This is a genomic window from Halorientalis salina (assembly GCF_005049285.1).
GTDB classification, from domain to species: domain Archaea; phylum Halobacteriota; class Halobacteria; order Halobacteriales; family Haloarculaceae; genus Halorientalis; species Halorientalis salina.
In genome coordinates this window covers 37,350-61,023 of sequence record NZ_SOSC01000014.1, presented here as the reverse complement: position 1 = coordinate 61,023, position 23,674 = coordinate 37,350, and the positions used below count along the sequence as shown (strand labels likewise).

The 23,674-nt window shown below is 59.4% G+C and carries 18 protein-coding genes; 11 read left to right on the top strand and 7 right to left on the bottom strand.

Translation table 11 applies throughout. From position 1 onward, the window contains the following. Positions 1–53 precede the first annotated feature (53 nt). Positions 54–1,664 carry an alkaline phosphatase family protein gene (locus E2481_RS17240; RefSeq protein WP_136718406.1) on the top strand — a complete coding sequence of 537 codons (1,611 nt, stop codon included), beginning with the start codon at positions 54–56 and terminating at the stop codon, positions 1,662–1,664. An 83-nt stretch (positions 1,665–1,747) separates the two neighbouring features. Here E2481_RS17240 and E2481_RS17235 read toward each other — a convergent pair whose 3' ends face one another. Next, the gene (locus tag E2481_RS17235; RefSeq protein ID WP_250137868.1) at positions 1,748–2,857 is read right to left on the bottom strand and encodes a sugar-transfer associated ATP-grasp domain-containing protein; all 1,110 of its coding nucleotides are present in this window, start codon (positions 2,855–2,857) and stop codon (positions 1,748–1,750) included. Between the two features lie 867 nt (positions 2,858–3,724). Between E2481_RS17235 and E2481_RS17230 the strand changes: the two genes are divergently transcribed. Together E2481_RS17230 and E2481_RS17225 are read left to right on the top strand one after the other, a co-directional pair. Further along, a complete protein-coding gene (locus E2481_RS17230; protein ID WP_136718405.1) occupies positions 3,725–4,180 on the top strand; it encodes a hypothetical protein in 456 nt (151 codons plus the stop codon). Positions 4,181–4,286: 106 nt separating this feature from the next. Further along, positions 4,287–5,117, top strand: coding sequence for a YihY/virulence factor BrkB family protein (locus E2481_RS17225; RefSeq protein ID WP_136718404.1), 831 nt, complete (start codon positions 4,287–4,289; stop codon positions 5,115–5,117). Positions 5,118–5,424: 307 nt separating this feature from the next. Here E2481_RS17225 and E2481_RS17220 read toward each other — a convergent pair whose 3' ends face one another. Then, positions 5,425–5,634, bottom strand: coding sequence for a pro-sigmaK processing inhibitor BofA family protein (locus E2481_RS17220; RefSeq protein WP_136718403.1), 210 nt, complete (start codon positions 5,632–5,634; stop codon positions 5,425–5,427). A gap of 223 nt (positions 5,635–5,857) precedes the next feature. Between E2481_RS17220 and E2481_RS17215 the strand changes: the two genes are divergently transcribed. The 6 genes from E2481_RS17215 (at position 5,858) to E2481_RS17190 (ending at position 14,117) form a co-directional block, all read left to right on the top strand. Beyond that, positions 5,858–6,895, top strand: coding sequence for an AI-2E family transporter (locus tag E2481_RS17215; RefSeq protein ID WP_136718402.1), 1,038 nt, complete (start codon positions 5,858–5,860; stop codon positions 6,893–6,895). 838 nt (positions 6,896–7,733) lie between these two features. Beyond that, positions 7,734–9,086, top strand: a complete 1,353-nt coding sequence (locus tag E2481_RS17210; protein ID WP_136718401.1) for a nucleotide sugar dehydrogenase — start codon at positions 7,734–7,736, stop codon at positions 9,084–9,086. Between the two features lies 1 nt (position 9,087). Next, positions 9,088–10,116 carry a glycosyltransferase family 2 protein gene (locus tag E2481_RS17205; RefSeq protein WP_136718400.1) on the top strand — a complete coding sequence of 343 codons (1,029 nt, stop codon included), beginning with the start codon at positions 9,088–9,090 and terminating at the stop codon, positions 10,114–10,116. Further along, entirely contained in the window at positions 10,113–11,192 is a 1,080-nt protein-coding gene (locus tag E2481_RS17200; protein WP_136718399.1) for a DUF354 domain-containing protein, read from the top strand. Before E2481_RS17205 ends, E2481_RS17200 begins: the two co-directional genes overlap by 4 nt. 4 nt (positions 11,193–11,196) lie before the next feature. Then, complete coding sequence (locus E2481_RS17195; RefSeq protein ID WP_136718398.1) at positions 11,197–12,129, top strand: glycosyltransferase family 4 protein; 933 nt, start codon at positions 11,197–11,199, stop codon at positions 12,127–12,129. Further along, on the top strand, positions 12,126–14,117 hold the full coding sequence (locus tag E2481_RS17190; protein WP_250137867.1) for a DUF2206 domain-containing protein: 1,992 nt from the start codon (positions 12,126–12,128) through the stop codon (positions 14,115–14,117). The genes E2481_RS17195 and E2481_RS17190 overlap by 4 nt, the downstream gene beginning before the upstream one ends. 99 nt (positions 14,118–14,216) lie before the next feature. Here the strand turns inward: E2481_RS17190 and E2481_RS17185 are convergent, their stop codons facing one another. Then, a complete protein-coding gene (locus E2481_RS17185; RefSeq protein ID WP_136718397.1) occupies positions 14,217–14,711 on the bottom strand; it encodes a DUF7344 domain-containing protein in 495 nt (164 codons plus the stop codon). A gap of 414 nt (positions 14,712–15,125) precedes the next feature. Between E2481_RS17185 and E2481_RS17180 the strand changes: the two genes are divergently transcribed. Continuing rightward, positions 15,126–15,881 carry a DICT sensory domain-containing protein gene (locus tag E2481_RS17180; protein ID WP_136718396.1) on the top strand — a complete coding sequence of 252 codons (756 nt, stop codon included), beginning with the start codon at positions 15,126–15,128 and terminating at the stop codon, positions 15,879–15,881. 260 nt (positions 15,882–16,141) lie between these two features. Then, positions 16,142–17,746: a methyl-accepting chemotaxis protein gene (locus E2481_RS17175; RefSeq protein ID WP_169302481.1), complete on the top strand. Its 1,605-nt coding sequence runs from the start codon at positions 16,142–16,144 to the stop codon at positions 17,744–17,746. A gap of 309 nt (positions 17,747–18,055) precedes the next feature. Here E2481_RS17175 and E2481_RS17170 read toward each other — a convergent pair whose 3' ends face one another. The 4 genes from E2481_RS17170 to E2481_RS17155 all read right to left on the bottom strand — a co-directional run bounded on the left by E2481_RS17170 (position 18,056) and on the right by E2481_RS17155 (position 23,667). Next, entirely contained in the window at positions 18,056–18,634 is a 579-nt protein-coding gene (locus E2481_RS17170; protein WP_443670012.1) for a DUF7344 domain-containing protein, read from the bottom strand. Positions 18,635–19,187: 553 nt separating this feature from the next. Then, positions 19,188–20,918: an asparagine synthase-related protein gene (locus E2481_RS17165; protein ID WP_136718393.1), complete on the bottom strand. Its 1,731-nt coding sequence runs from the start codon at positions 20,916–20,918 to the stop codon at positions 19,188–19,190. Between the two features lie 10 nt (positions 20,919–20,928). After that, on the bottom strand, positions 20,929–22,743 hold the full coding sequence (gene glmS, locus E2481_RS17160; RefSeq protein WP_136718392.1) for a glutamine--fructose-6-phosphate transaminase (isomerizing): 1,815 nt from the start codon (positions 22,741–22,743) through the stop codon (positions 20,929–20,931). 579 nt (positions 22,744–23,322) lie between these two features. Beyond that, the gene (locus E2481_RS17155) at positions 23,323–23,667 is read right to left on the bottom strand and encodes a HalOD1 output domain-containing protein (protein ID WP_136718391.1); all 345 of its coding nucleotides are present in this window, start codon (positions 23,665–23,667) and stop codon (positions 23,323–23,325) included. Between the last annotated feature and the right edge of the window lie 7 nt (positions 23,668–23,674).

Sequence of the window (23,674 nt, the reverse complement as noted above, 5' to 3'; positions counted from 1 at the left end):
GGGCCGAAGTATGGGTACGTCACATATTGAATAATCATGATAAGTGTTGAAATATGAATACGCTGCTCATCGGTATCGACGCTGGGTGTGGCTCGGTTTTCGATCGACTGTCTGCGGAAGGGTGTATCCCGAACATCGATTCACTTCGGGAGGCGGGCACCTGTGCCCCCCTCGAATCGCAGATTTCGCCGTGGACGCCCAGCGCCTGGCCGTCGATGTATACGGGTGTGAACCCGGGCAAACACGGCGTCTACAGTTTCGTCGGATTCGACGGCTACGACTTCGAACTCTCGACGGCCGACGACGTCGAGGCACATCGACTCTGGACGCTGCTCGACCACCACGACCTCTCGAGCGTCGTCGTCAACGTCCCCGTCACGTATCCACCGGACGATATCGACGGGGCAATCGTCCCGGGATTCATGGGGCCGGAAGACCCGCCATCCCACCCCGAGGGAATTCTGGACGACGTCCGCGACGAAATCGGCGAGTATCGGGTCTATCCCGACTACACCCGAGGGGATTCCAGCATCCCAGACTCGGAGAAAATAGCCGAGTACTGCCGCCTCATCGGAATGCGTGGCAAGGCGTTCCGGTATCTCGCAGACCGGTTCGATCCCGACTTCGGCTTCGTCGAATTCCAGAAGACCGACACCGTCTTCCACGAGTTCGACGGCGACTGGGACAAGGTCAAAACCGTCCACGAGGCGGCCGACGACCAGATCGGCCAGATCCTCGACGAACACGACCCCGACAACGTCTTCATCGCGAGCGACCACGGAATGGGCCGCTACGAGAAAGACGAGTTCCGCGTCAACACCTTCCTCGAAGACGCTGGCTACGTCGAAACCACGAACGGTGGCAAAGGAATGCCGACGTGGAACGTCATGCGCGACCAGCTCCACGAGGGTGAGGAAGTCGAAACGTGGGAACCGAGCACGGTCGAGCGTGCAGCGGCCGCGGCCGCGACCGTTGGCCTCACAGCCCGGCGAATCGGTGCGGTCCTCGAAGCGATCGGCCTCGACGAGTTCGCCAAGCGACACGCGCCCCGGAACGTCGCTCGAACCGGTAACGAACAGGTCGATTTCGAGAACTCGACGGCGTACATGCGCCTGCGGACCGAACTCGGCGTTCGGATCAATCTCCGGGGCCGCGAACCGGACGGTGTGGTCCCGCCGCGACGTTACGACGCGGTCCGGGAGAACCTCATCGACGATCTCGAAGCGGCCACCGCACCCGATGGCGAGCCGGTCTTCGAGACGGTCGCACCGCGGGAAGTGTACTACGACGGACCACGGGCAGAGGACGCGGTCGACGTCGTGACCGTGCCCAAGGATTTCCAGCACTTCCTGTCGGCCGAGCCGGCCGATGCGTACTTCGGCGAGTCCACGGAACCCTGGAATCACAAACGCGACGGCATCTTCGTGGCGGCGAGAGACGGCATCGATACCGACGCCGACCTGACCGGGGCACATCTCTTCGACGTAGCACCGACGATTATGGCTGCACTCGGTCTCCCGGCCCACGAAGCGATGGACGGCCGAGTCCTTCCTGTTGTCGATGGAATTGGTACCCAATCTTACCCTTCCCACGTCTCCAAAGAGGGGGCAGAAGTCGGCGAGGATGTCGAAGAGCGCCTGGCCGAACTCGGCTACATAGAATAGTCCGAGCGTACAACGTTCTCTTTTATCGCTCGAAAAGAAGCAGACAGCCACAGGCAACCATACCCGTGGCGGTCAGCACATGACTATCGATCGAGAACGTCGTGGCGTTCGTAGAACGACCGAACGCGCTCGTCGGCGAGCAGGGGCCGATGGCTCTGGAGGGACCGCATTCCCGGATACCGGTTCCCCTCGATGATTTTGAAGCTCCCCTCGTCGTCGGTGGGGACGACATCCCATCCGACGTAGGGCAGTTGTTGATTCGCCTCCGCAATCGCGAGTATCTTCTCGCGGATTTCCGTCCACGCGGGAATCGTGACACCCGCAAGTTGGGTCCCCGTCAAGGGATGCTCGTCGTGTTCGACGAGGTCGGTCTGGTTACGCAGTTGGAGGGCTGTCCCCAACTTCCCGGTCTCGATATCGACCTCCGCGCTGAGACCACCCTCCGAGAAATTGTCGACCGGGACTGACCGATCCGTTCCGGCACGGAGGATCGCGATGGGGATGAATGCCGCTCCCGCCGTCTCGTCGAACATCGTGATAATCCGGAGCGTGTTCGTGGTGTCTGGATAGACAGCCGAGAAAAAGGGACTCTGGTCGACGAACTCACAGACGAGGTACTCCTGTAGCCCCTCGACCAGGGTCTCGAACTCCTCTCCCGTCAGCCGTTCATCGTTGACCCGGTAGCCCCCGTCTATCGTCGAACAGATGTAGACGTTGTTTCCCCCGCCGCCCTTGATCCATTTCAGGACGAGGCGACCGTCAGCATCGAGACGCTCGCGAACCTGCCGTGGAGCGCCGGGCTGGGACTTCGCAGGCGCATCCCCGTTCTGTTCGGGTGTCCCGCCATTGCTGCGACGTCCCTCGGGAGCGAGCATACTCTCTGTCGTGTCCGATCCGGTGAGCCCGTCGGCTCCGACCGCAGCCATGACCTGGCGCTGGGGACCCTGGTCCGTGTCGATGGGCAAGTACCGGTCGTTCCGAACCATCCCGTAGACAGTCGTCTGCTGGGCGTCGAACCGCTCCATCATCCAGTGAAAGATGAGTTTGTTCGTGAGCGTCACGTTCCACTCGCCGTTGATCAGCGGCGTTCGGACGAAACGCTCGAAATCGGTCAGGTACGCTCGATGGTGTCCATCATCGAGGTCGTAGATCGCATCCGACCGACTGAGGAACCCGCGCCGCCACAGCCACAACCGTCGTCGAAGTGATATATCGTACGAGTCATAGGTATCCGCTTCAGTTTCGAGAAACTGCCGGAACTTCAGCCCCCGTATGTATGTTTCGCGTATCGTCACGGTTCAAATACGTCCCATCGCACGGTTTGTTATGGGTCAGATAAATCACACTGACAGGCAATTTATGGGACTGACTACGGTATGACGGGGAAGCTATCTTGATTCAGCGAAAGAATCGCGCCGTTTACGGCGGGAGTGAATCGCGTAAGCTCCGTGAAACAACCGTCGTGGTTGGTGCAAGCTGGAGATTTATGTTTCTCCGGACCGTTGCATGACACGTGCCGAGGCGGCTTGACCGCCCGAGTAAACGGATAATATCGGATTCGGTGAATCTACGTTCGAAGGAATCCCCTTCGGGCCGCTGGATTCCCATAGCACGGTAACTCCGAATCCCCTGTGGATAGGAGTAACGACGGTCTGGCCCCGCCAGGAGACTGGTCATGCCGACCGGTCTGCAAACCAGCAAATCTTCCAACGCTGTGGTACGGGAAGCCCGGTCGTCGTCGGCCTCCGGCCGACTGCCTGAGGGATCTTCGATCCCTCTCCGTTCACGACGGGGAGGAGGTCACGTACCTGAATACCTGTTCAACCACTGGCTCGAAAACGGGTCTCTATCCGCTCGTGTCGAAATTATCGGCTCTATAGTAAGTCCGAGTGCCCTGCAAAGACCCCTGTATGAAGAGCCATCCCCTGGCGATCCTGGTGCTGGTGATCGTTGTGTTGTCTGCGGGCTGTGCAAGTCTGATCTCGGCAGGAGATTCGTCGACGTCGACGGACATGCCGGATCGGACAGCCATACCAACGACCCCTTCGGGACAATCGGATATGTCGACGCAAGCACCGGACCAGACTTCGACCGCGTACCCGGCGTGGAGTCAACCGAGACCTCCGAACCGACACCTCGAAAACAAGATCGAACCAGGGCGGGTCCCCGATGTCCAGTTCGTGAACACGGAACCGCGCCGGAACGGCGAGGGCTACGCGAACTTCGACCTCCAGGTGACCGCGGACACTCGGATGGAGAACGTCGACCCCGCGAGCCACGGCGATGTCGAGGGCGAGCCATACTTCATTGTCTACGTCAATGAGCAACGATTCGCGCGGATGGACAACCTCCAGATGCGAGAGAATGGAACGTTCTCCATCCGGATGGAGAAACGGGGACTCGAGCAGTTCGAGCGCGGCGAACTGGACATCAAAGTGCGCCTCTTCGATGAGGACAGCCAGTGGGACGACATCTACGGCGTCTGGACGGGCACGGTCAAGTACAATCCCGAGTGATGCCGACATATCGGCGGCCTGCCCTGCCGGGGCTTGCCATCCGGCGATGTTACGAATCGCATAATTAACCGCCGGGAGCGCTGGGTCTCTGTATGCGAAAAATACGATGAGCAGTGATACCACGATTCGCCGGTACGTTCCCGCTCCCCTGGAGAGTGCTGGCTCGACCATCCGTGGCGTCTTCGCGCTCGCAGTGGACCGCAATCTCACGTATCTGGCGGCCGCGCTCGCTTTCTACGCCTTCGTCTCGATCATCCCGCTGATACTGCTCGCTGTGGCGGTCGCCTCGTTCGTCGGTGGCGACGCACTGGTGAGCCGCGTGACGGCCACGTTCAGCCAGCAACTCTCCTCAGCGGGCCAGGACAGTGTGACGCAGGCGCTCACAGAGACCTCCGGCCGAGGGGCTGCGTCCGTCGTCGGATTCCTCGGGTTGGTCTGGAGTGCTCTGAAACTCTTCCGCGGCCTCGACCATGCGTTCGACGAGTTGTACCTCGACGACGCGGACACATCGCTGCTCGAACAGGTCCGGAACGGCTTCGTCGTGGTGGTCGGCATCACGTGCGCCATCGGACTGCTCGTCGCCGTTGGCGTCGTGCTCTCGCTCCTGCCGCCCGAAATACCCTTTATTGATGCTCTCGGGTCGCTACTGTTGATCGGCGTTCTCGGACTCGCGTTCTTGCCGATCTACTACGTGCTCCCGCCGGTTGACGTGTCGATCCGAGGGGTGTTTCCGGGGGCAGCTGTCGCCGCTAGCGGGTGGGTCCTTCTACAGATCGGGTTCCGAATCTACGCGGGGAACGCCACTCGCTACGCAGCGTACGGAGTGATCGGTGCCGTCCTCCTGTTCGTCACGTGGCTGTACTTCGCCAGTATCGTTGTCCTGCTCGGCGGTGCTGTCAACGCTGTCCTTCGAGAATCCAGGCTGGATATCGGGTAGCGTCCCCGGGATCGGTCTGGTGTATACGGGTCCACAGAAGATTTGATCCGCTACTCACTGACACCCCGTCCAACTCTGATCGTGCACCCGACCGCCGGCCAGCAGTGTCCGAACAGCCAGCCACCCCCGATAGCCACGCCAGTCCGGCAAGCGTCCGACCACATCGAAAATACGGCGTAATCCGTAAGCACCAGCAACAGACAGCGGCCAGGGCGGGTGAGTGAGAACTCAACTGTCGGTGCAGCACGCCCAGAATTCCCCCAGCTAGTTTCGACGCCAAGCGCGGGTGTCCGTCTTCGGGCCGGTCTCAACCGAGGAGCGCCGGAACGACCGCGGCCACGAAGGCGATATCAAACACTGCGAGCAGTATCACCAGGATCGCCCCGGGGACCCCGAAAACAGCACACACCAGCAGTGTGATGAGTGAGATCTGGACGCCCAGACCGACGGCGTTCGCGATGATCAGGGCAATCAGGCCGACGACCGCGTTAACGACGAGAGCTCGTAGAGAGATCATGGCCGTATATGCTGGCACTGGGCATATTATTATGTGTCAGCTAGTCACTAGCAGATGACGTATTTGTCCTGGTGTGCCCGTCTTCTCTCTATCCGCGACCTTTCGTATCTACCCAGCACGACATGCCAGATCAGCTCTCCTACCACTTTCACCCGGTTTATCAACACGTATTCTCTGATCAAAATGCTGATGATTGAAACATATGGTCACGTGTTGTGAGACGATGGCAAGTAGGCCCGAACCGCCGACGAGCTTCGTTGGGCAGTCCGGACTGACCGCGCTCGCACTGTTGGCCGGCCTTCTCGCACTTTTCGTTTTCCTGCCGTATCTCCAGTTCGTCCTGTTCGGTGTGGTTCTCGCATACATCTCTCTCCCTGTCCAGCACCGGGCCGAACAGTATCTCAGACCCACGCTCGCGGCACTTGCCACCGTCGTGGGGATGTTACTCCTCGTCCTGATCCCCCTCATTTTCGTCGTACTAGTCGCCGTCCGACAGTCACTGATGCTCGAGCGGGCCGTCAGGAGCGGTCAACTCGACGTCGCATCGATCGAGAACCTCATCGAAACTGCCGGCTACGCCGTCGATCTCACCGCTCTGTACGGGTCGAATCAGGGCCGGATTGCCAGTGCCCTCCAGACGGTCACGTCGAGCGTATTCGATTTCGTCGGCAGTTTGCCAGGGCTGTTCATCGGACTGACGATCACTCTGTTCGTCCTGTTCGCCCTATTGCGCGACGGAGCGAAACTGGTGGCGTGGGTCCAATGGGTCCTGCCGATTGATGGGGACGTTCTGGACGAACTTCGCGAGGGATTTGATGCGCTCATGTGGGCATCAGTCGTCGGGAACGTTCTCGTTGCGGTAATTCAGGCGGTGCTACTCGGGGCCGGATTGGCGATTGCCGGCCTCCCCGCCGTGATCTTTCTCACAGTCGCCACGTTCGTGCTGACGTTGCTCCCGCTGGTCGGTGCGTTCGGGGTGTGGATTCCAGCTGTGCTCTATCTGGTCGCAGCCGGGCGACCGGTTGCGGGCGTGGCAATAGCCATATACGGCATGCTCATCAGCGTCTCGGATCTGTATCTTCGACCCGCGTTGATCGGCCGGTCCAGCGCGTTGAACTCCGCGATCATCGTCATCGGCATCTTCGGTGGGCTCGTCGTGTTCGGTGCCGTCGGTCTGTTCATCGGCCCCGTCGTCGTCGGCGGCGCGAAACTCGTCTTCGATTGCTATGCTCGAACACACACGAACGAGTCGACTGCTTGAATCGGATTTCGACGCGTTAGAACTCCGTTTTGAAGGGCAGAACGCGGTCTGGGAACTGCAGAGAACGCGTCCGAATTGCCCCCGTCAGAAAACCGAACGGGCCGTCAGCATCTCGGCCCGATGAACAGCCTCGCGGTGACGGCAGCGACCTCCCCCACTTTTATCTCGACGTTCGCGGTAAGCTGTTTTTCGTCTGATGCGCTGCCTGGCGGGCGTGTTCAACCGCAGCTTTCGCGTTTTCGGTCGCGGTTTCGGGGGCTTCCCGGTTTTCGGTCGCGGTATCGGGGTCCTCCCGGTTTTCCTCTCGGGGTTCAGCTTCGGTATCGCTTGACCGTCGTTTGCGAAGGGACCGAAACGCGACTATCCCAACTACCGCCGTTCCAATAATCAATGGAGCTTTTTTCAGCTTTCCCATACTGGCTATACGAACACATCACACGTTATTATTGACACCCCAACACCGAGACCTGGAACCTGTCACCGAATTCGAGTTTCAATCAACCACCAATTCGGACCGCGGCTGTCATCCATCGTTCTTAATTGAAATTTAAGCGGGCTGAGACACAGCCCTGGCAATCGTGGATTCGCTGGAGGCCACTGGCCTGACCCCGTCCCGCGTAGCGGTTCGCCGGTGGTGTGGCAGGACGCATGCTTAGGAAGTTGCTCGTTGGGCGGCGAATCCGTGCTTGTGTGCAGGTATTTTCGCCGAAATACGGCGGAATGGCGGTCGATAGCCTTAGTGACCATATAGGAAACCCCGACGGAGACGGTGATGAATCATGGTCGGCCTGTCTCCGCTGCCGCCGATGGAATCCGGGCCGATTAGATCTGTGATTTCATGAACTCGCTTTCAAGCAATCAGGCGGTCGACGCTCGCACCCCAATCGACGAAACACGGCAAATCGTGCCACAGGAGACGACCGTGTGTGTCGTCGGCCTCGGCTACGTTGGGCTCCCGCTGGCAGTCAGGTTCGACGAGACGGGCTACGATGTCGTCGGCTACGACATCGATGCCGACACGGTCGCACAACTCTCCCAGGGAACCGACACGACGGGAGACCTCGGGGACGAGACAGTCAAGAGCGGTGACGTGGCATTCACCACTGACCCGGCAACGCTCTCGAATGCAGGCTACGTATTGCTGACTGTCCCGACCCCACTGGACCAGAACAACCGCCCGAGCGTCGAGTTCGTCAAGAGTGCCGCCGAGACGGTCGGCCAGCACATGACGCCCGACACGACGGTCATCCTCGAATCGACTGTCTATCCCGGGGCGACCCAGGAAGTACTCGTTCCCGCGCTCGAAGACGCGTCCGGACTGGAATGCGGTGAGGAGTTCTCCGTCGGCTACTCGCCGGAACGCGCCAATCCCGGGGACGAGGAACACGGGCTGCGAAACGTCGTCAAAATCGTCAGCGGACAGAACAGCACTGTCCGTGCGGACGTGGCGGAACTCTACGAGCATGTCATCGACGCGGGCGTGCATCGTGCCCCGACGATGGAGGCTGCAGAGGCGGCCAAAGTCGTCGAGAACGTCCAGCGCGACGTGAACATCGCGCTGGTCAACGAACTGGCGATGGTGTTCGACGACCTGGAGATCGACACCCAGGCGGTTCTGGCAGCGGCCGGGACGAAATGGAACTTCCACGACTACGGCCCAGGGCTCGTCAGCGGTCACTGCATCCCGGTCGACCCGCACTTCTTGCTTCACAGCGCACAGGCCGAGGGCTCGGTTGCGAACCTCATCCGAACGAGCCGGGAGGTCAACGAAGAGATGCCAGCCCACGTGGCCGACCAGATGGTGAAGGCGCTGTCCGAGGCTGGTCGGCCGCTCGCTGACAGTTGTGTGCTGGTTGCCGGTCTCACGTACAAACCAGACGTGCCTGATATCCGGAACTCGAAGGTCGCTGCGGTGCTGGATACGCTCCGAGAGTACGGCATCGACCTCGTCGGGTACGACCCGCAGGTACCGAACGAAACGCTGACCGAACAGTTCGATATCCCGGCGCTGGATTCCCTCTCGTTCGAGGAGTTCGACGGGCTACTGCTGGCGACACCTCACGAGGAGTTCCGGGGGCTGAACCCTGCGGCTGTCGCGGACCAACTCATCGCCCCGCCGGCTATCGTCGATGTGTACGGGACGTTCGAGTCGTCGCAACTGCCTGCCGATGCCATTTACCGGGGCATCTGAGATGTTTCGCAACCACACAGTCGGTGTCATCCTGCCGGCGTACAACGAGGCCGACCGCGTCGGCAAGGTCATCGAGGCGATGCCGGAATACGTCGACCGGGTCTACGCAATCGACGACGCTTCGACCGACGACACGTGGGGCGCCATCTGTGCCTACACGACTTCACGGGAAGCGATACTGGGACCAGCGCCCGAGGACGGGGACCCCTCCGAAGTCATCGCGGCGGACGGGAGCGGACACGGGGACCTGGACGTGGTTCCGGTCAGACACGCGATCAACCGAGGTGCTGGGGGAACGCTCAAAACTGGCTACGGGCTCGCCGAGCGCGACGGGATGGACATCACCGTGACGATCGATGCCGACGGACAGATGGATCCCGAGGAAATGGATGCGCTCATCGCCCCCATCGTCGAGGGGCGGGCCGACTACGCCAAGGGGAATCGGCTCGCAGGCGACGGGTCCTCCGACGGGATGCCGCCGTTCCGATTGCTCGGCAACTGGATGCTGACGCTGCTGACGAAGCCAGCGAGCGGCTACTGGCGGATTCGTGACCCGCAGAACGGCTATACGGCGATTTCCCTCGAAGCGCTGTCGGCGGTCGACATGGCGGCCGTCCCGGACGATCACGATTATCCCAACGACCTGCTCGCACGGCTGAATGCCGACGGGGTTCGGGTCGCGGATGTCCCGATGGACGCGATCTACGGCGACGAGCGGAGCACGATAGCGTTCTCCAGCTTTGCTCCCCGGACCGCGAAAACGATCCTCCGGTCGTTCATCTGGCGGATCCGCCGTGAGGGGCAAGACGGGAAGGCACATCTCCCGGTACTCTACGTGCTGGGAATGCTCGGGTTCGCGCTGGGGCTGCTCTCGATCGGGCAGACCGCCTGGCGTGCAGTCCAGCCCGTCGCCGCGAAGGTGTCCAGAACGTGGCCTGGGGCGGCCCTTCTGTTCCTGTTCGGCATCGTCGCCTCGCTGATCGCCCTGCTGGTCGACACTGACGACGAGCCCACGGTGGTCCGCGAATGAAGGTCATCGTCACGATCCAACACGCCGGGCACGTCCACTTTTTCAAACATGCCATCGCGGAACTAACCGATCAGGGCCACGAGGTCCGGGTGTTCGCCCGCGACAACGAGTCCTCGGTCGAACTCCTCGACCGGTGTGATATCGAGTACGAACTCCTCGCTGGCTCGGCCGACTCACTGCCGTCGCTCGCGGCTGCCCAGGCTGTCTACGAGGCACGACTCCTGCGGGCGGCCCGCGCGTTCGACCCCGATGTCATGACAGCCATCGGTGGCGTTGCGGTCTCCCACGTCGCATCTGTGACCGATGCCCGGAGTGTAGTGTTCTATGACACCGAACACGCGACGCTCATCCGGCGACTGGCGTTCCCGTTCGCTGATACGGTCTGTACGCCCGACTGTTTCAGTGGCGATATCGGAGCCGCTCACGTTCGCTACCCGTCCTACCACGAACTCGCGTACCTGCATCCCGACCGGTTCACTCCCCAGGACGAGGCCGATGTGCTCGCCGACCTCGACGTCGACCCGGATGGCCCGATCGTCCTCCTTCGACTGGGAGACTGGGGCTCCTCACACGACATCGGGGCCAGCGGTGTTTCGGATCCGCTCGCGCTCATCGAAGCGCTCGAAGCTGACGGTGCGGACGTGCTGGTCACCGCCGAAGGTGAGGTCCCTGCTGCAGTCGCGACTCGACTGTTCTCGTTGGCACCAGAGCGCTTCCACGACCTCCTGGCCGCAGTCGACCTCTACGTCGGTGAAGGCGCGACCACGGCTGCCGAGTGTGCTGTCCTGGGAACGCCCGCTGTCTACGTCAGCACACTCCAACTGGGATACCTCCAGGACATCGAATCGTCGTACGGGCTGGTCGCCAACTGCTCCGGGGACGACCGGGGGCGGCGAACGCTCGAAGTCGCCCGGAGGTTTCTCGACACCGACACCGAGGAGTGGGAGCGACGACGCGAGATGCTCCTGGCGGATAAACTCGATACCACTGACGTCATTCTTGACCAACTAACCCCGGCGGTGGACCGTCCGTCCAAGGCGGCCACCCCCGATCCAATCCCTGGAACATCTGACTAAACGAATGCGAACGCTACAACTCACAACGTATCGGCGCTCGTTTTTCGAAGAACAGATCGCGGCCCTCCGGTCTCGTGGAATCGAGTGTACTGTTCTTGAGGTCCCTGGGGAGTACACAGCCGACGACCCGCGAACACTGACTGAGTACCTCCAGTACTATCCCGAGGTGCTCGAACACGGCCTGGATTCCTACGACCTGGTCCACGCGAATCACGGACTGACGGCCCCGTTCGCGCTCGCCCAGCCCACCCGTCCGGTCGTGACCACTTTCTGGGGGAGTGAACTCATGAGTCAGCGGGGCTGGCAGACGAAATTGAGCAGAGCCAGTGCGCGACTCTCCGACCGAGTGATACTCCCCAGCGAGCGGATGGGTGAGTTCCTGGACTCCCCGTACACACACATTCCGTTCCCCGTCGACACTGACGTGTTCGAGCCAATCGAGCGGGCGACGGCAAAGGCATATGTCGGCTGGGAGGCTGACTCGGCCGACATCCTGTTCCCGTACGACCCCAGCCGCCCGGAGAAGGACTTCGAACGGGCCGCAGGTATCGTCGAAGCAGCCAATATCGATGCCGAACTCCGAACAGTGAGTGGCAAAGCTTACGCGGAGATGCCCTATTATCTGAACGCGAGCGATGCCGTCCTCGTGACCTCGAAGCGCGAGAGCGGCCCGATGATCGTCCGCGAAGCCGCCGCGTGTAACGTCCCCATCGTCTCGACAGATGTCGGCTTCGTCCGGGAGACACTCGACGGTATCGAACAGTGTGCGGTCTGTGAGTCGGACCTCCAGTTGGCTGGTGCGCTCGAAGTAATCCTCTCGAACGAGTGGCGACCGAACGGCCGGGACACAATCGAAACCCTGCATCCCGAGCGATTCGGCCGCGAACTCGAGACGCTCTATGCGTCCGCGCTCGACCGACGGGAGGTACCGGCGTGAGCAGCATCCGGCACAGACTGCATCGGAAATTCTCCCCCCTCCGATTTGACCTCGTTGCCGCCGTTGCAGGGCTCGTCCTCGCCCTGCTGTTGTTCCCGTTGCGGTTTTTCGCCTCACAGATATACATCAAGACAGTGCCCCCGGTCCTCGGAGTGGCCTGTCTCCTGTACCTGGTCGCCAGCTATGGTGAGACCAGCAGCAGTACCGGCCTTCCATCCCTCTCTCCGGGAATTCAGCGGACACTTCCGATACTGGTGTTTGGCTGTCTGTCGCTGCTCGTCCTGCTCTCCGTTCGGTCCGGTGGCCGGTCACTGCTGTTTTACGACGTGGCGGGAGTCACTGGAACCCTGCTGTTCGGACAAATCGTCTTTGCCAGTGACAACCGATTCGATGCTGGGCGGGTACTGATACAGATCGTCCTGCTGGCAGCCGTCGTTCGGCTGAGCGCAGTGTATGCCAATCCGGGCCTCATCGGCATCGATATCTGGACGCATATCACGCGACTCGCCCAGGACATCCAGACCTCCGGGTCACTGGAGGCTATCTCGGACGACAAACACGTCACGTCGCCGCTGTATCACCTGCTGGTCGTGGGCACCTCGCTGCTCGCTGCCGTGCCGTTGCGTGAGGCACTTTATCTCACGCTCGGGCTTACGATGCCCATCTCGATCGTGGCCGTGTACATTTCGGCGAACCTCCTGATCGAGCAACGCTGGGCGGTCCTCGCGTGTCTGCTGTTCTCGCTGGGAGACTACGTCATCGAATGGGGCATCCATCTCATTCCGACCAGCATGGGCCTGATGCTGTTCCTCGGCGTGCTCTACCTGTCGGTCCGGGTGATGCGGACCGACTACGGATTCACGGAGTTCGGCCTGCTCGTCCTGTTTAGCGTCGGGATAATCCTCACTCACCAGGTGTCGTCGTTCATCATGCTCGTCCTGCTCGGGTCGGGCGTGGTCGCCTACCTGCTCCTCAAGCTCGACGTCTTCGGCGGCTCCGCGAGTGATTCTGACGCGGTCGGGGCCCGCAATCCCGTGAACCTGCTCGGACTCGTCGCGTTCGACGCCGGACTCGCCGCGTTTCTCTGGTCGTTCACTCCCTACAACGGGAACTCCTTCCTGGTGACGGTGATGAGCTATCTGCAGGAAACGCTGGCGTCGAGCGCCGGTGTCCTGAACCTCGCCGGGCCTGACTCCGGTGCCAGCAGCGGGGCGGCGGCGGCCGCCAGCGGCCCGTCACTGATCGAGACGATTGTGACGTACGTCAACACAACCGGATTTCTCCTGCTCCTGTTCGGAACGTTCGTCGGCTCACTGTATGTCCTCCACCGCCGTCGTGCGCGCCAGTCGGTGTTTACACTGCTGGTCAGCGCTGCGGTGATGCTCGTGTTCGTCCTCGGCCTCCCGATGTTCGGCATCCGGAACTTCATCCCACAGCGCTGGTTCGCGTTCCTGTATGCGCCGATGGTGATACTCACCGTTATCGGACTCCGGTATTTCTCCCTCCAGTTGAACCGGTACGCCGTCGTCGGGATTGTGCTCGTCTTCGCGGTGGTGTTCCCGAGCGTGATGCTCATATCGAGCAACGGAACGATCGACAACCCGGCCTTCGAGGATCAGCAGGCGTCGTTGGCCTACTCCCAGGCTGAAATCGATGCCGTCCACACGATCGGGCGGATGACTGGCTCGCCTGAGGGGGACGACATCCGCCGGGACCAGGTGTTGTTCACCGACCACCCCTATCAGACGCTGTTTTTCCGAACGGAGTCCTACCCAGCCGACACAGCCACCATCAACGACTCCGAACCCGTCACGCACGATATCGTCGTCTATCGGCAGGAACAGACCCGGGCAGCGACCTACTTCCTCAACAGTCGGGGTGTCGGTGAAATCAGAAACATCCACCCGAACCGACTCTGTCGCCCCTCCAGGGCCGTCGTCTACACGAACGACGAGGTGTCGATGTGCGTCGCATCGCCTGCTACCTGACGATACTACCCTGACGGCGTCGGTGGGATGTCGATTTTCCCGCGAAGCAGTGATATCCGTGACTGTCAATTCATTCGTCCGCTTGGAATCGAGTATTTGCTACCCGGACTGGCTCCGAAACTGTCGAAAGCCCAGTAGAAATATCGTGCTGAGGTGAACCACCAGCATAACTGCGAGCGGGTAACGAGCGACGTTCGAGGAGAGGACCGCTGCTGCTCCAGCCAGTACCACCGTTAGAGAACTTATCGCGACGATTGTCATCCTGGCCGACTCCGGGGTTGCTGCAGGTTGACTCGTCGGGAGACGGTTCGCGATGGCGGGTAGGCCGGGACCGGGCCTGACGGTTTTGGCCTCGAGGTCGTACTCGATGAGATCGACTTCGTCCAGTTTCGGCAGATGGTTCTGACACAAGGAGATGTAGACGCTGTCGTAGATCTCCTCCGGCGAGGTCGACGAGTCAGTGATGTCTGCCGCCACCGCCCTGGAAAGGTCGCTTACGGACCACTCCGTACCGGACTCGACGAGTCGTTCGAGACAGGCTCTGCGTCGTTCGTTTCCCAGGAGTTCGTAGAATGTATCATCGGTGAGAGTCATCTGTGGTAGTGTTGTAATTATTCCGCGCGACGAACACGGAGAGTGTATAAGATACTGTACTGACCGGGAGTAATCTATTCAGCACCTAAACCCAGTGTCCCGCCCGATACCGGGGATTCCACTGGTGGATACGACATTTCGAGACTGGTGTTCGGTCAGCGACTCGATCCGTTCGGTGGTGGCCAGTCTATCGATTCAGTGGAATAACTGTCACGGACCTTACCGAACGCAGTGAAACAGTGATATCTCCCAGTCTATTGGTAGGTGAACCGGTGAAAGATACGGGGAGTGAATACAGCATAATTTCGAGTTATACTCTACTTCTGTCTGAGTACCTAACGCATACATCATGAAATATCAAATATGATATGAAAACGTATGTATTTATAAACCGGTCTTGGTGTATGGGGACATATGGACCTTCGAGAGACGATCGAACTCATTAGAACACTCGAAAAGGAGCTAGCGTTGTTCAATATCGACGCTTCTGATTCCATCCATGAGCAACTCCAGACATTCTTTGAGACGCAGAACGTCAGAATTTCCAGCTACCAAACGCCGTCTGGCTCTCCAAGAGATATTGCTGTTCTCAGTACCGATGAAGAGGTTTTGGCTCTCGTCGCTGTGGAGACACTGCGGAAGCTTGTAAATCAATCACCGTCCTCTGGGGATGCTACTGGCGTCTCGGATGCGGAGTACGAACATATTCTCGGACATCTCAAGGAAACAACATTCACGTCCTTCAATACTGAGCAAATGCACCACGCGTCGCGCGAGATCGAGGACCGCGCTCGCAGAATCGGCTCTGGAACGATCCATGCAGGATTCCAACAGTGTTCACTCATGACCGCCCAGCAAGAAGTCTACACGACCCTTGCACAACATGGGCTCAAGGTTCACATGTACGGCGTACCAGATGTCACACCGCCAGCTATCGATGGTGGATACGTACACACGGCCGAGATCGACGAAATCGCACAGATGTGGTTTGTCGTCTTCGACGGGGGCGGAAACGAGACACAAAAGTGTGCCCTGCTCGCCGAAGAGCGTGATAAGAATTCCTTCTATGGGACCTGGACGTACGACGCGAAGATCGTCGACAGCGTTCTCACGTATCTTCACAGAACGTATGTTACGCCTGATGATACGTGCCCGCAGACTGAATCTTAATCAGCATAAAAACTGCTTGTAAGACCGTGGGTTAGACACTAATAGCGCAACCCCGAATATAATCGGTTTGCTACTTATATTGTCACTATGTCTTTTTGATAATCAGGGTGAACGCATTAATATGCGTATTGAGAATCGGTAATATGAGCAAGCAGAGCGAGCAAAGAGACCAGTCGACCAACCAGACGGAATCCGTTGACTGGAAAGACGCTTCGGATAACTCGACTAGACTCCGGGACAAACTCCTCGGTGGACTCGGCATGGAGTCCGAGACTGATCCATCCGAGTCTAGTGACACGATCTCGTCTGCTGCAACCGACAATGGCAATGAGGAAGCAGCCCGTTCGGACGAAGCCCAGGCATTCGTCCGGAGTATCCTCAATGGGTTACAGGAGCCCACCATCGTGGTTGATACCGACGGTCGAATCACCCACATCAACGAGCAGGCACTGGAGTTGTACGACTTAACCGAATCGGAGGCAGCCGGAAACAAGCCACAGGTGTTACAGGCTGACGAAAGCCCGGCCAGCGACATCGTACAAGAGGCCATGCGCCGTGATGACGACATCCAGCAACGTGAGGAGACAATGCTCGTCGCTAGCCAAGAGACTCCGCTCGAACGGACAGTGACACTACTATTCGATGATGACGGTGTCTCCGCTGGTGCGATGCTCGTCGAAAAAGACGTCACTGAACGCAACCGTCAGCGACAGAAAAAACAGTTCCTCGAACAGTACCAGCGAGATGTTCTTGACGAATTACAGGACAAAGTCGAGCGGTTCGCAGCGGGTGATCTGACGATCGACCCGACGGTGCCAGAACCCGATCAGGACTACGACGAGGCAATGGATGTCTACAACGAATACACTCGCCTGAACGACCATCTCAATACTGCCGTCGATAATCTTCGAGAGATTATCGATTCACTGACTGCCAACGCGGCCGACCTCGACGAGAGTGGTGATACACTCAGTGCCAACAGCGAAGAGGTGACGGCTTCGATTCAGCAAATCGATGCTTCTTCGACCGAACTGGCAGATGGTGCTGAGGACCTCTCACAGGAGACACAGCAAGCCAATCAGAATGTCGACGACCTCTCGGCCTCCATTGAGGAGATTACGGCCACGATTCAACAGATCGACGCTCAGTCCGAGGAGGTAGCGGACATCGCTTCGGATGGTGTCCACAGCGGAACGGAGACAGTCGAGCAAATCCGCGACGCGACGGATTCGACATCTTCGGTCGCCCAACGTATCGAATCGCTCGATCAGAGCATGGAGAAAGTCGGTGAAATAATAGATATTATCGCTGACATCGCCGAGCAAACGAACATCCTCGCGTTGAACGCCAATATCGAAGCTGCCCGCGCTGGTGAAGCGGGAGAAGGATTCGCCGTCGTCGCTAACGAGGTCAAAAACCTCGCTGAAGAGTCACAGGCGTCGGCCGACAACATTACAGATATTGTGACAGACGTCCAGAATCAGACCGCAGACCTTGTTGAGAGCATCACCGATGCTAACGAGGATGTCGAACAGGGCGCAAATGAGGTCCAGTCCCTCGTCCACCAGCTCGAAACCGTCGAAGAACGAGCAAAGCAAACCAGTGATGGGATCGATGAAATCTCTGACGCTGTCGAGTCACAAGCTGAAAACGCCGAGGCTGTCAGCAACGTCATCGCGGACACAGCCGGGATGAGCGAGGAAATAACGGCCTCCGTCCAGCAGATCTCGAGCGGAATCGACGAACAGGCCGATGCGATGGAGGAAGTTGCTGGGCGCGCACAGCAACTGACTGCGATGAGCGACGAACTGCACGAGCAGGTCGACGTATTCAAACTCGCGGCCGACGAGAACGCGTCTCTGTGAACCGGACCGGTCACCGGTTTGGGAAATCGCCATTATTCCTCCGCTAATAGCTTCAATTATACCGATCTGAGGGTTATTTCTCCAAAGCTAGAACATCGGGAGAGAAGATTCTGATTGCACCAAATCTGAGCGAATCCATCTGCAAGATATGCGCGTTACATCTTGCACGACAATTTTTAACAATGTCGCCAATTTGAGTGGTGTTTCGATGAGTTCGGGAAGAGCCAATGTCACTTCGATAGACTCGTCCACAGCGAAACGGTGACAGAAGTGCGTACGCTTGGTCTTCAGTAGCGACGAGCGAAGAAGTCAGTTATCCGTGGACTCTGCCACCCAGTGAACGGCTGCAAGCAGTGTAAACAGGACACCAGCGATGACTGCGATGCTGATACCGGAGGGAAGAGCCAGGGACGACCCGGCGACGCCGAGCGCCGCGACTCCGGTGGCACTCACGCCCGCAGCGGCCATGTACCGCCGAGGCCACGCTGAATCTCGCTCGACCTGCAGTAGTTGTGCGTCCACTTCGGCCTGGGGCTCTGCCTCGACTTCGGCCTCAGTCTCGGACTCGGTTTCGTCTGCTGGCAGGACCGACGGTTCGTCGGTGAGGTATGGCGTGAACTCGGCTGTGAGCGCAGTCGGTTCGACGTAGCCACGATTCTGGTTGTAGTTGATGATGCCCGCCTTGTCCATCTTGGGCAGGTGTGACTGGTAGAGTGCGATGTAGACACGCTGACGTTCCTGGGACCGCAGCGCTCTGACGGTGGTGTCGTGTTCGAGCGCGGCGATGTGTTCGGCGATATCGCTCATCACGACTGGTTTCTCACCGGTGTATTCCTGAAGGTACTTCAACACGAGCCGGCGGCGACGGCATTGCAGCAAGTGGAACATATCGTCCCGGGATAACTCCCCCTCGTCAGTGGTGTCTGCTGTGTCCGCATCTATCTCTTCAGTGGCGGTTATTTCGTCTGTTGCTGACCCCGTCATTTCTACATTATTTTATTAATACCACCTTGATATACCGGTTAGATCGTTTTGTGGATTGTGCCGTATCCCGACCATCTCAGCAGTTTTACGGCCGGTTAGCGGCTGTTTAGCTCTCTGTGAAATCGGCAGGAAGGTACGACAAACCCCCCTCCGGATTCCGTGTACTGGGGACCCGAATGTCGGAGGGTGAGTCCCCTCTGTCGGGGAAATCTGACTCGTTCCTGGATGCAGTAACCGAGTTGAGAGCGGAGTCGCAGACTCCAGTCAGAGGGCTTCAAACCAGCTGACTCCTCGACTCCGCGAGCACGCTTTCTTGCGAGGGTCCGACCCAATCATACCGAACACAGCGGAGTTAACACTGTATTTTCCGAGTTGTACACTGTTCAACAACAAGACCAGAAAATAATTGCCGCAATATGAGTCCCTGTTGCGGGGTGGAACCGCAAACTGAGTGCTCTCAGGATGTCGGCTGTTGGACTGGATTCGACCGAACGAGTGCCGATGAATCGACTGGCGACTGGCCGAGGGTGGCGTCCAGCCACGTATTGATGTCGTTGATTCTGAGTTTGAGCCGCCACGGGAGTTCCTGAATCGCGGGATGGTCTCCAAACAACTCCTCGTCGAGATTCCGGTCCTCGTAGAGTTCCTTGCGGTCGGGCCAGGGCCCCTCGTAGCCGGACACCAGTGGGATCACGCGCTGGAGGAAGTTCCCGATCTGATTGAGGGTGTAGGAGTCGGTTGCTCGGTCAGGGGGACGGTGCCGGAGGATATCGCCGTCGAGTTTCCGCATTGCGCGGATGAACGTCTTCGTGTTCCGGTGTTCCGGCGGCGTTGCGAGGTGCCACTCGATCAGTTCCCTGTCGAGGACGAAACAGGATTCGATGAAGTTATCGCCGAGATGATACCGGAACGAACGGCTCGGCTGGTTCTGGATCCCGAGCAGGGCCATCTCGTTGGCCTTCCGGTCGAACCGAGCGTCGTACTTCGCGGATACCTCGGCCACACGGCGTTGAAGGAACTCCGTTCCCGACTCGTCTGTCGAGACGCCAGTCCGGGCCAGCGACTCCGACGCCGGGAGATAGCCGAATATCTCGGTCAGGAAGGTGCCGACATCAGGGTCGGTATCGAGGCTGTATGGCGGACACTCGTGGTCGAACAGCTGGATGCCACTGATGGGAAGGAAATGGCCTCGCAGGAGCGAATCGGCGAGCCCACCGTGGAATATCGTCTCGACGTCCATCTGGTCGGTGTATCCAGCGTGGTGGATATGGAGCGATTCCATGATTCCGTGTCCGTAGCGGACGGTTTCGGCGTCGGTGTTCAGGTAGCGATCGTCCACGTGCAACTGTGTGTGCGATGCGCCGTACTGCGAGGCGATACGACGGGCCGCGGCGAGCTCTGAACTCCCTGGTTTGGCGACTGTAAACGCGGCCTCGATGTCGGGGATTCCTGCCAGGGCAACCCGGGAATCGTACCCGCCACTCAGGAGCAGGCCGTTCCGGCCTGGAAGTCCACGCCGTCGGGAGAGTGCTCGCTCCAGGCGCTCGGCCAGTTCGCTCGCGTAATCGAACTCGCGTGGCTCGTAGACGAACCGGTCGAACCGTCTGGTCTCGGCCGCCGTCAGTCCGCTGTCGAAGGGAATCCGCTGGAGCTCCGCGATCGCTGTCCGGTCGTCCAGCACGACGCCGAAGTGGAGTAACTCCTGGAGCGGTTCTTCAGCGAGTGTCGGGTCGGGAACGGTCTTCCCGACGGTGGACGGGTCGGTGCCGAACAGGCGAGTCCCCGTTGCATCGGAGAAGTAACACTCACGACTTCTGACGCAGTCCGTTGCGATGAGCCCGTCTCGACGTTCGTGGTCCAGAATGGCCAGGTACGAGCCGTTGAGTTCGTTCAGTACGTCGGGACCGCGTTTGGCGTACTCCTGGAGGACCCACTGTGCGAGACCCATCCCATCGACCTGCCGTGGATACACCTCTCCCCAGAGAACACACACGCCTCGTGGGGTCTGGAACACGGTGGTACGGCCGGGGATGCCGAGTTCCGAATTCCGAACACCGGCGGTAATCGTCGGCCCCTCGACGACACGGTCGAACGTCTCTGGTGACCGTTCCCGCTCGAACGCCGACCGATCACCGAAGACACCGAACAGTTCCTTGTGCATGTGGAGGGCCGACTCCGTTTCGGTCATCGCGACGAAATCATCCGACAGTCACGCTCTTGGCGAGGTTGCGGGGTTTGTCGATCGAACGCCCGAGCAGGTCGGCGGTGTGGTAGGAGATGAGCTGGAGCTGGACGTTCGCCAACAGGCTCTCACAGACTGGATGGGTCGCCGGAATTTCGAGATAAGCGTCGGAGACGCTCTGTCCGGGGCTGTCTGCCGAACCGATGCCGATAATGTCGGCTCCGCGTGTCTGGGCCTCCTTGGCGTTCGTAATCGTCTTCTCGATTTCCTCTCCGGTGAACAGCGAGAAGACCGGCGTGTTCGGCGTCACCAGCGCCAGCGGGCCATGTTTGAGCTGTCCGGAGGCGAACCCCTCGGCATGCTCGTAGGTGATCTCCTTGAACTTCAGTGCCCCTTCGAGTGCGACCGGTAGACTGGACCCCCTGCCGATGAAGAAGTACGCATCGTATGTGAGAAGGTCCCGTGCGAGTTCGGCCGCCTGATTCTGGTCGATGACCTGCTGGACATCCTCCGGAATGCGTGCGAGTGCCTCCAGCAGTTCCGGAAGGTCCTCGCGAAGGGTGGCCTGGGGCAGTTCACCGGCGATTTTTTGCGAAAGCAGTGCCAGGGTGACCGCCTGGGAGGTGAACGTCTTCGTCGCTGCGACACCGATTTCCGGACCGGCGCGAATAAATACCGTTTCGTCGGCTTCACGTGCAGCGGTCGATTCCATCACGTTCGTCACCGCGAGCGTCGGTGCTCCCCGATTTGTTGCTTCTCGCAACGCCGCGAGCGTATCCGCCGTCTCTCCGCTCTGAGTGACCGCGATTACGAGTGTCTTCTCGGAGATCGGACCCGACGTTTCGACGTACTCGCTGGCCCGAAACGCTCTGGCGCAGATACCAGCCCTGCTCATCAATCGGGCACTGTACAGCGATGCGTGATGTGACGTTCCACACCCGACGAAATGGACCTCTTCGATCCCGTCGAAAATACCCGTATCGAGTTCCTCGAATACGATTTCCTGCTCGGCATCGATGCGGCCACGAACCGTGTTCGTGAGCGAGGTGGGCTGCTCGTTGATCTCCTTGAGCATATAGTGGTTGAACGCCCCTTTGCCAGCCTCCTCGGGGTCCCAATCGACAGTCTCGTGACTTCGCTTGACGGAGGATCCGTCGGGATCGAGGATCCGAAGCTGGTCCGGTTCGACGATGACGACATCCCCGTCTTCGAGATAGATGACGTCGCTAGTGTGTTCGAGAAACGCGGGCACGTCGCTCGCCAGGTAGTACTCGTCGTCGTCGATACCCACGACGAGTGGTGAGCCATCCCGGGAAGCGAAGATACGCGCTTCGTCTTCGAAGACGGCGGCAACCGCGTTCCCGCCTTCCAGATCGTCGACAGTTCGACGGAAGGCCATCTCCGGACTGTCTCCCGCTTCGAGATACTCCTCGATGAGGTGCGGAATGACTTCCGTGTCCGTCTCACTGGTGAACTCGTGGCCGTCCGCGCGAAGTTGCTTGCGGAGGCGACGATGGTTCTCGACGACACCATTGTGGACGACTGCGACGCGCTCCCTGTCGCCGGTGTGTGGATGAGCGTTCTCGTCCGTTGGGGGGCCGTGCGTACTCCAGCGAGTGTGGCCGATGCCGATCTTTCCCGTCAGTGGCGCGGCCGAGAGGTCACTTTTTAGGTCCGAGATCTCGCCTGCGCGTTTGTAGACGGAGAGATCCGACCCGTCGCTGACCGCGATACCAGCGGAGTCGTATCCGCGGTATTCGAGTCGGTCCAGGCCCTCGATCAATCCGTTTACCGCATCATCGGTAGCGAGGTGGGCAATGATTCCACACATCAGTTCGATACCTTCTGTCGAATCTCTCGCGTGTGCCCGATGCCTGTCGTCTGAGCGCTTGCGTTCGATAGCCGATGTGATTCGACCGCTCCCATGGTGGGATGGACGGACGAGCTACCCACGGTGGGTCGGGATGTGGAGTCCGTTACTGGAGCCATCCCGGTAGCTGAATCAGTTTCGTCGGATGAGTGTACTTGCATAGTCATGTATTTTCATTTGAGCCGTCTGCAGACACGATGACTCTGTACAGAACCAAGCAGCTACCAGCCTATTCCTATAAGGTAGGTAATCGAACCCACCGTCCCGGTGATGGCCGTCCGGAATCTGGACCGAAATGTATACAATTGCTATCGGACTGTCTCTAGTGATATCCCCGTGTGTGGGTGATTTTGGAAGACTGAGCGGCCAAGACCAGGAGTCCGGTCAGCTATCCGCCCGGTTTGAGCCTATCGATCTGGAGCACTTACTGTCGTGTTAACTGGTCTGAGCAGTTTCCTAAACCGTCTGTCCGCTCGGTCTCCTGACTTCCGTGTCCACTGCCAGTGTCTGCCCACTGGCGTTGGAACCGGTGAATCACTCTCACCGGTGTGGGTCCTCGTTGGGGAGCGGTGCGAGGACGAGAGATCGATCGGAATACAGTGTAATCCGACGCGAACCGAACTCGAAAATCAGACAGCCTCGGTTCCCCTCGGCCGCTGCCTGGTCGAACTGGAAGACCGAGTCCAGCGAATCCGGGTCCACAGCGTGGGCGATCGGGGGGAGGTCTTCGAGATACTGGTCGGTGATAGCCGCGACAGCCATCGCTATCGTGGCTCCGACGTTATCGGCGGTCTCGGGATTCAACGTTACGCTATACGTGTCAGTACGTGCGTCGTACTGAACGTCTTCGATGGTCCCGAGATTCCGAATCGATCTGTCACTCATGCTCAAA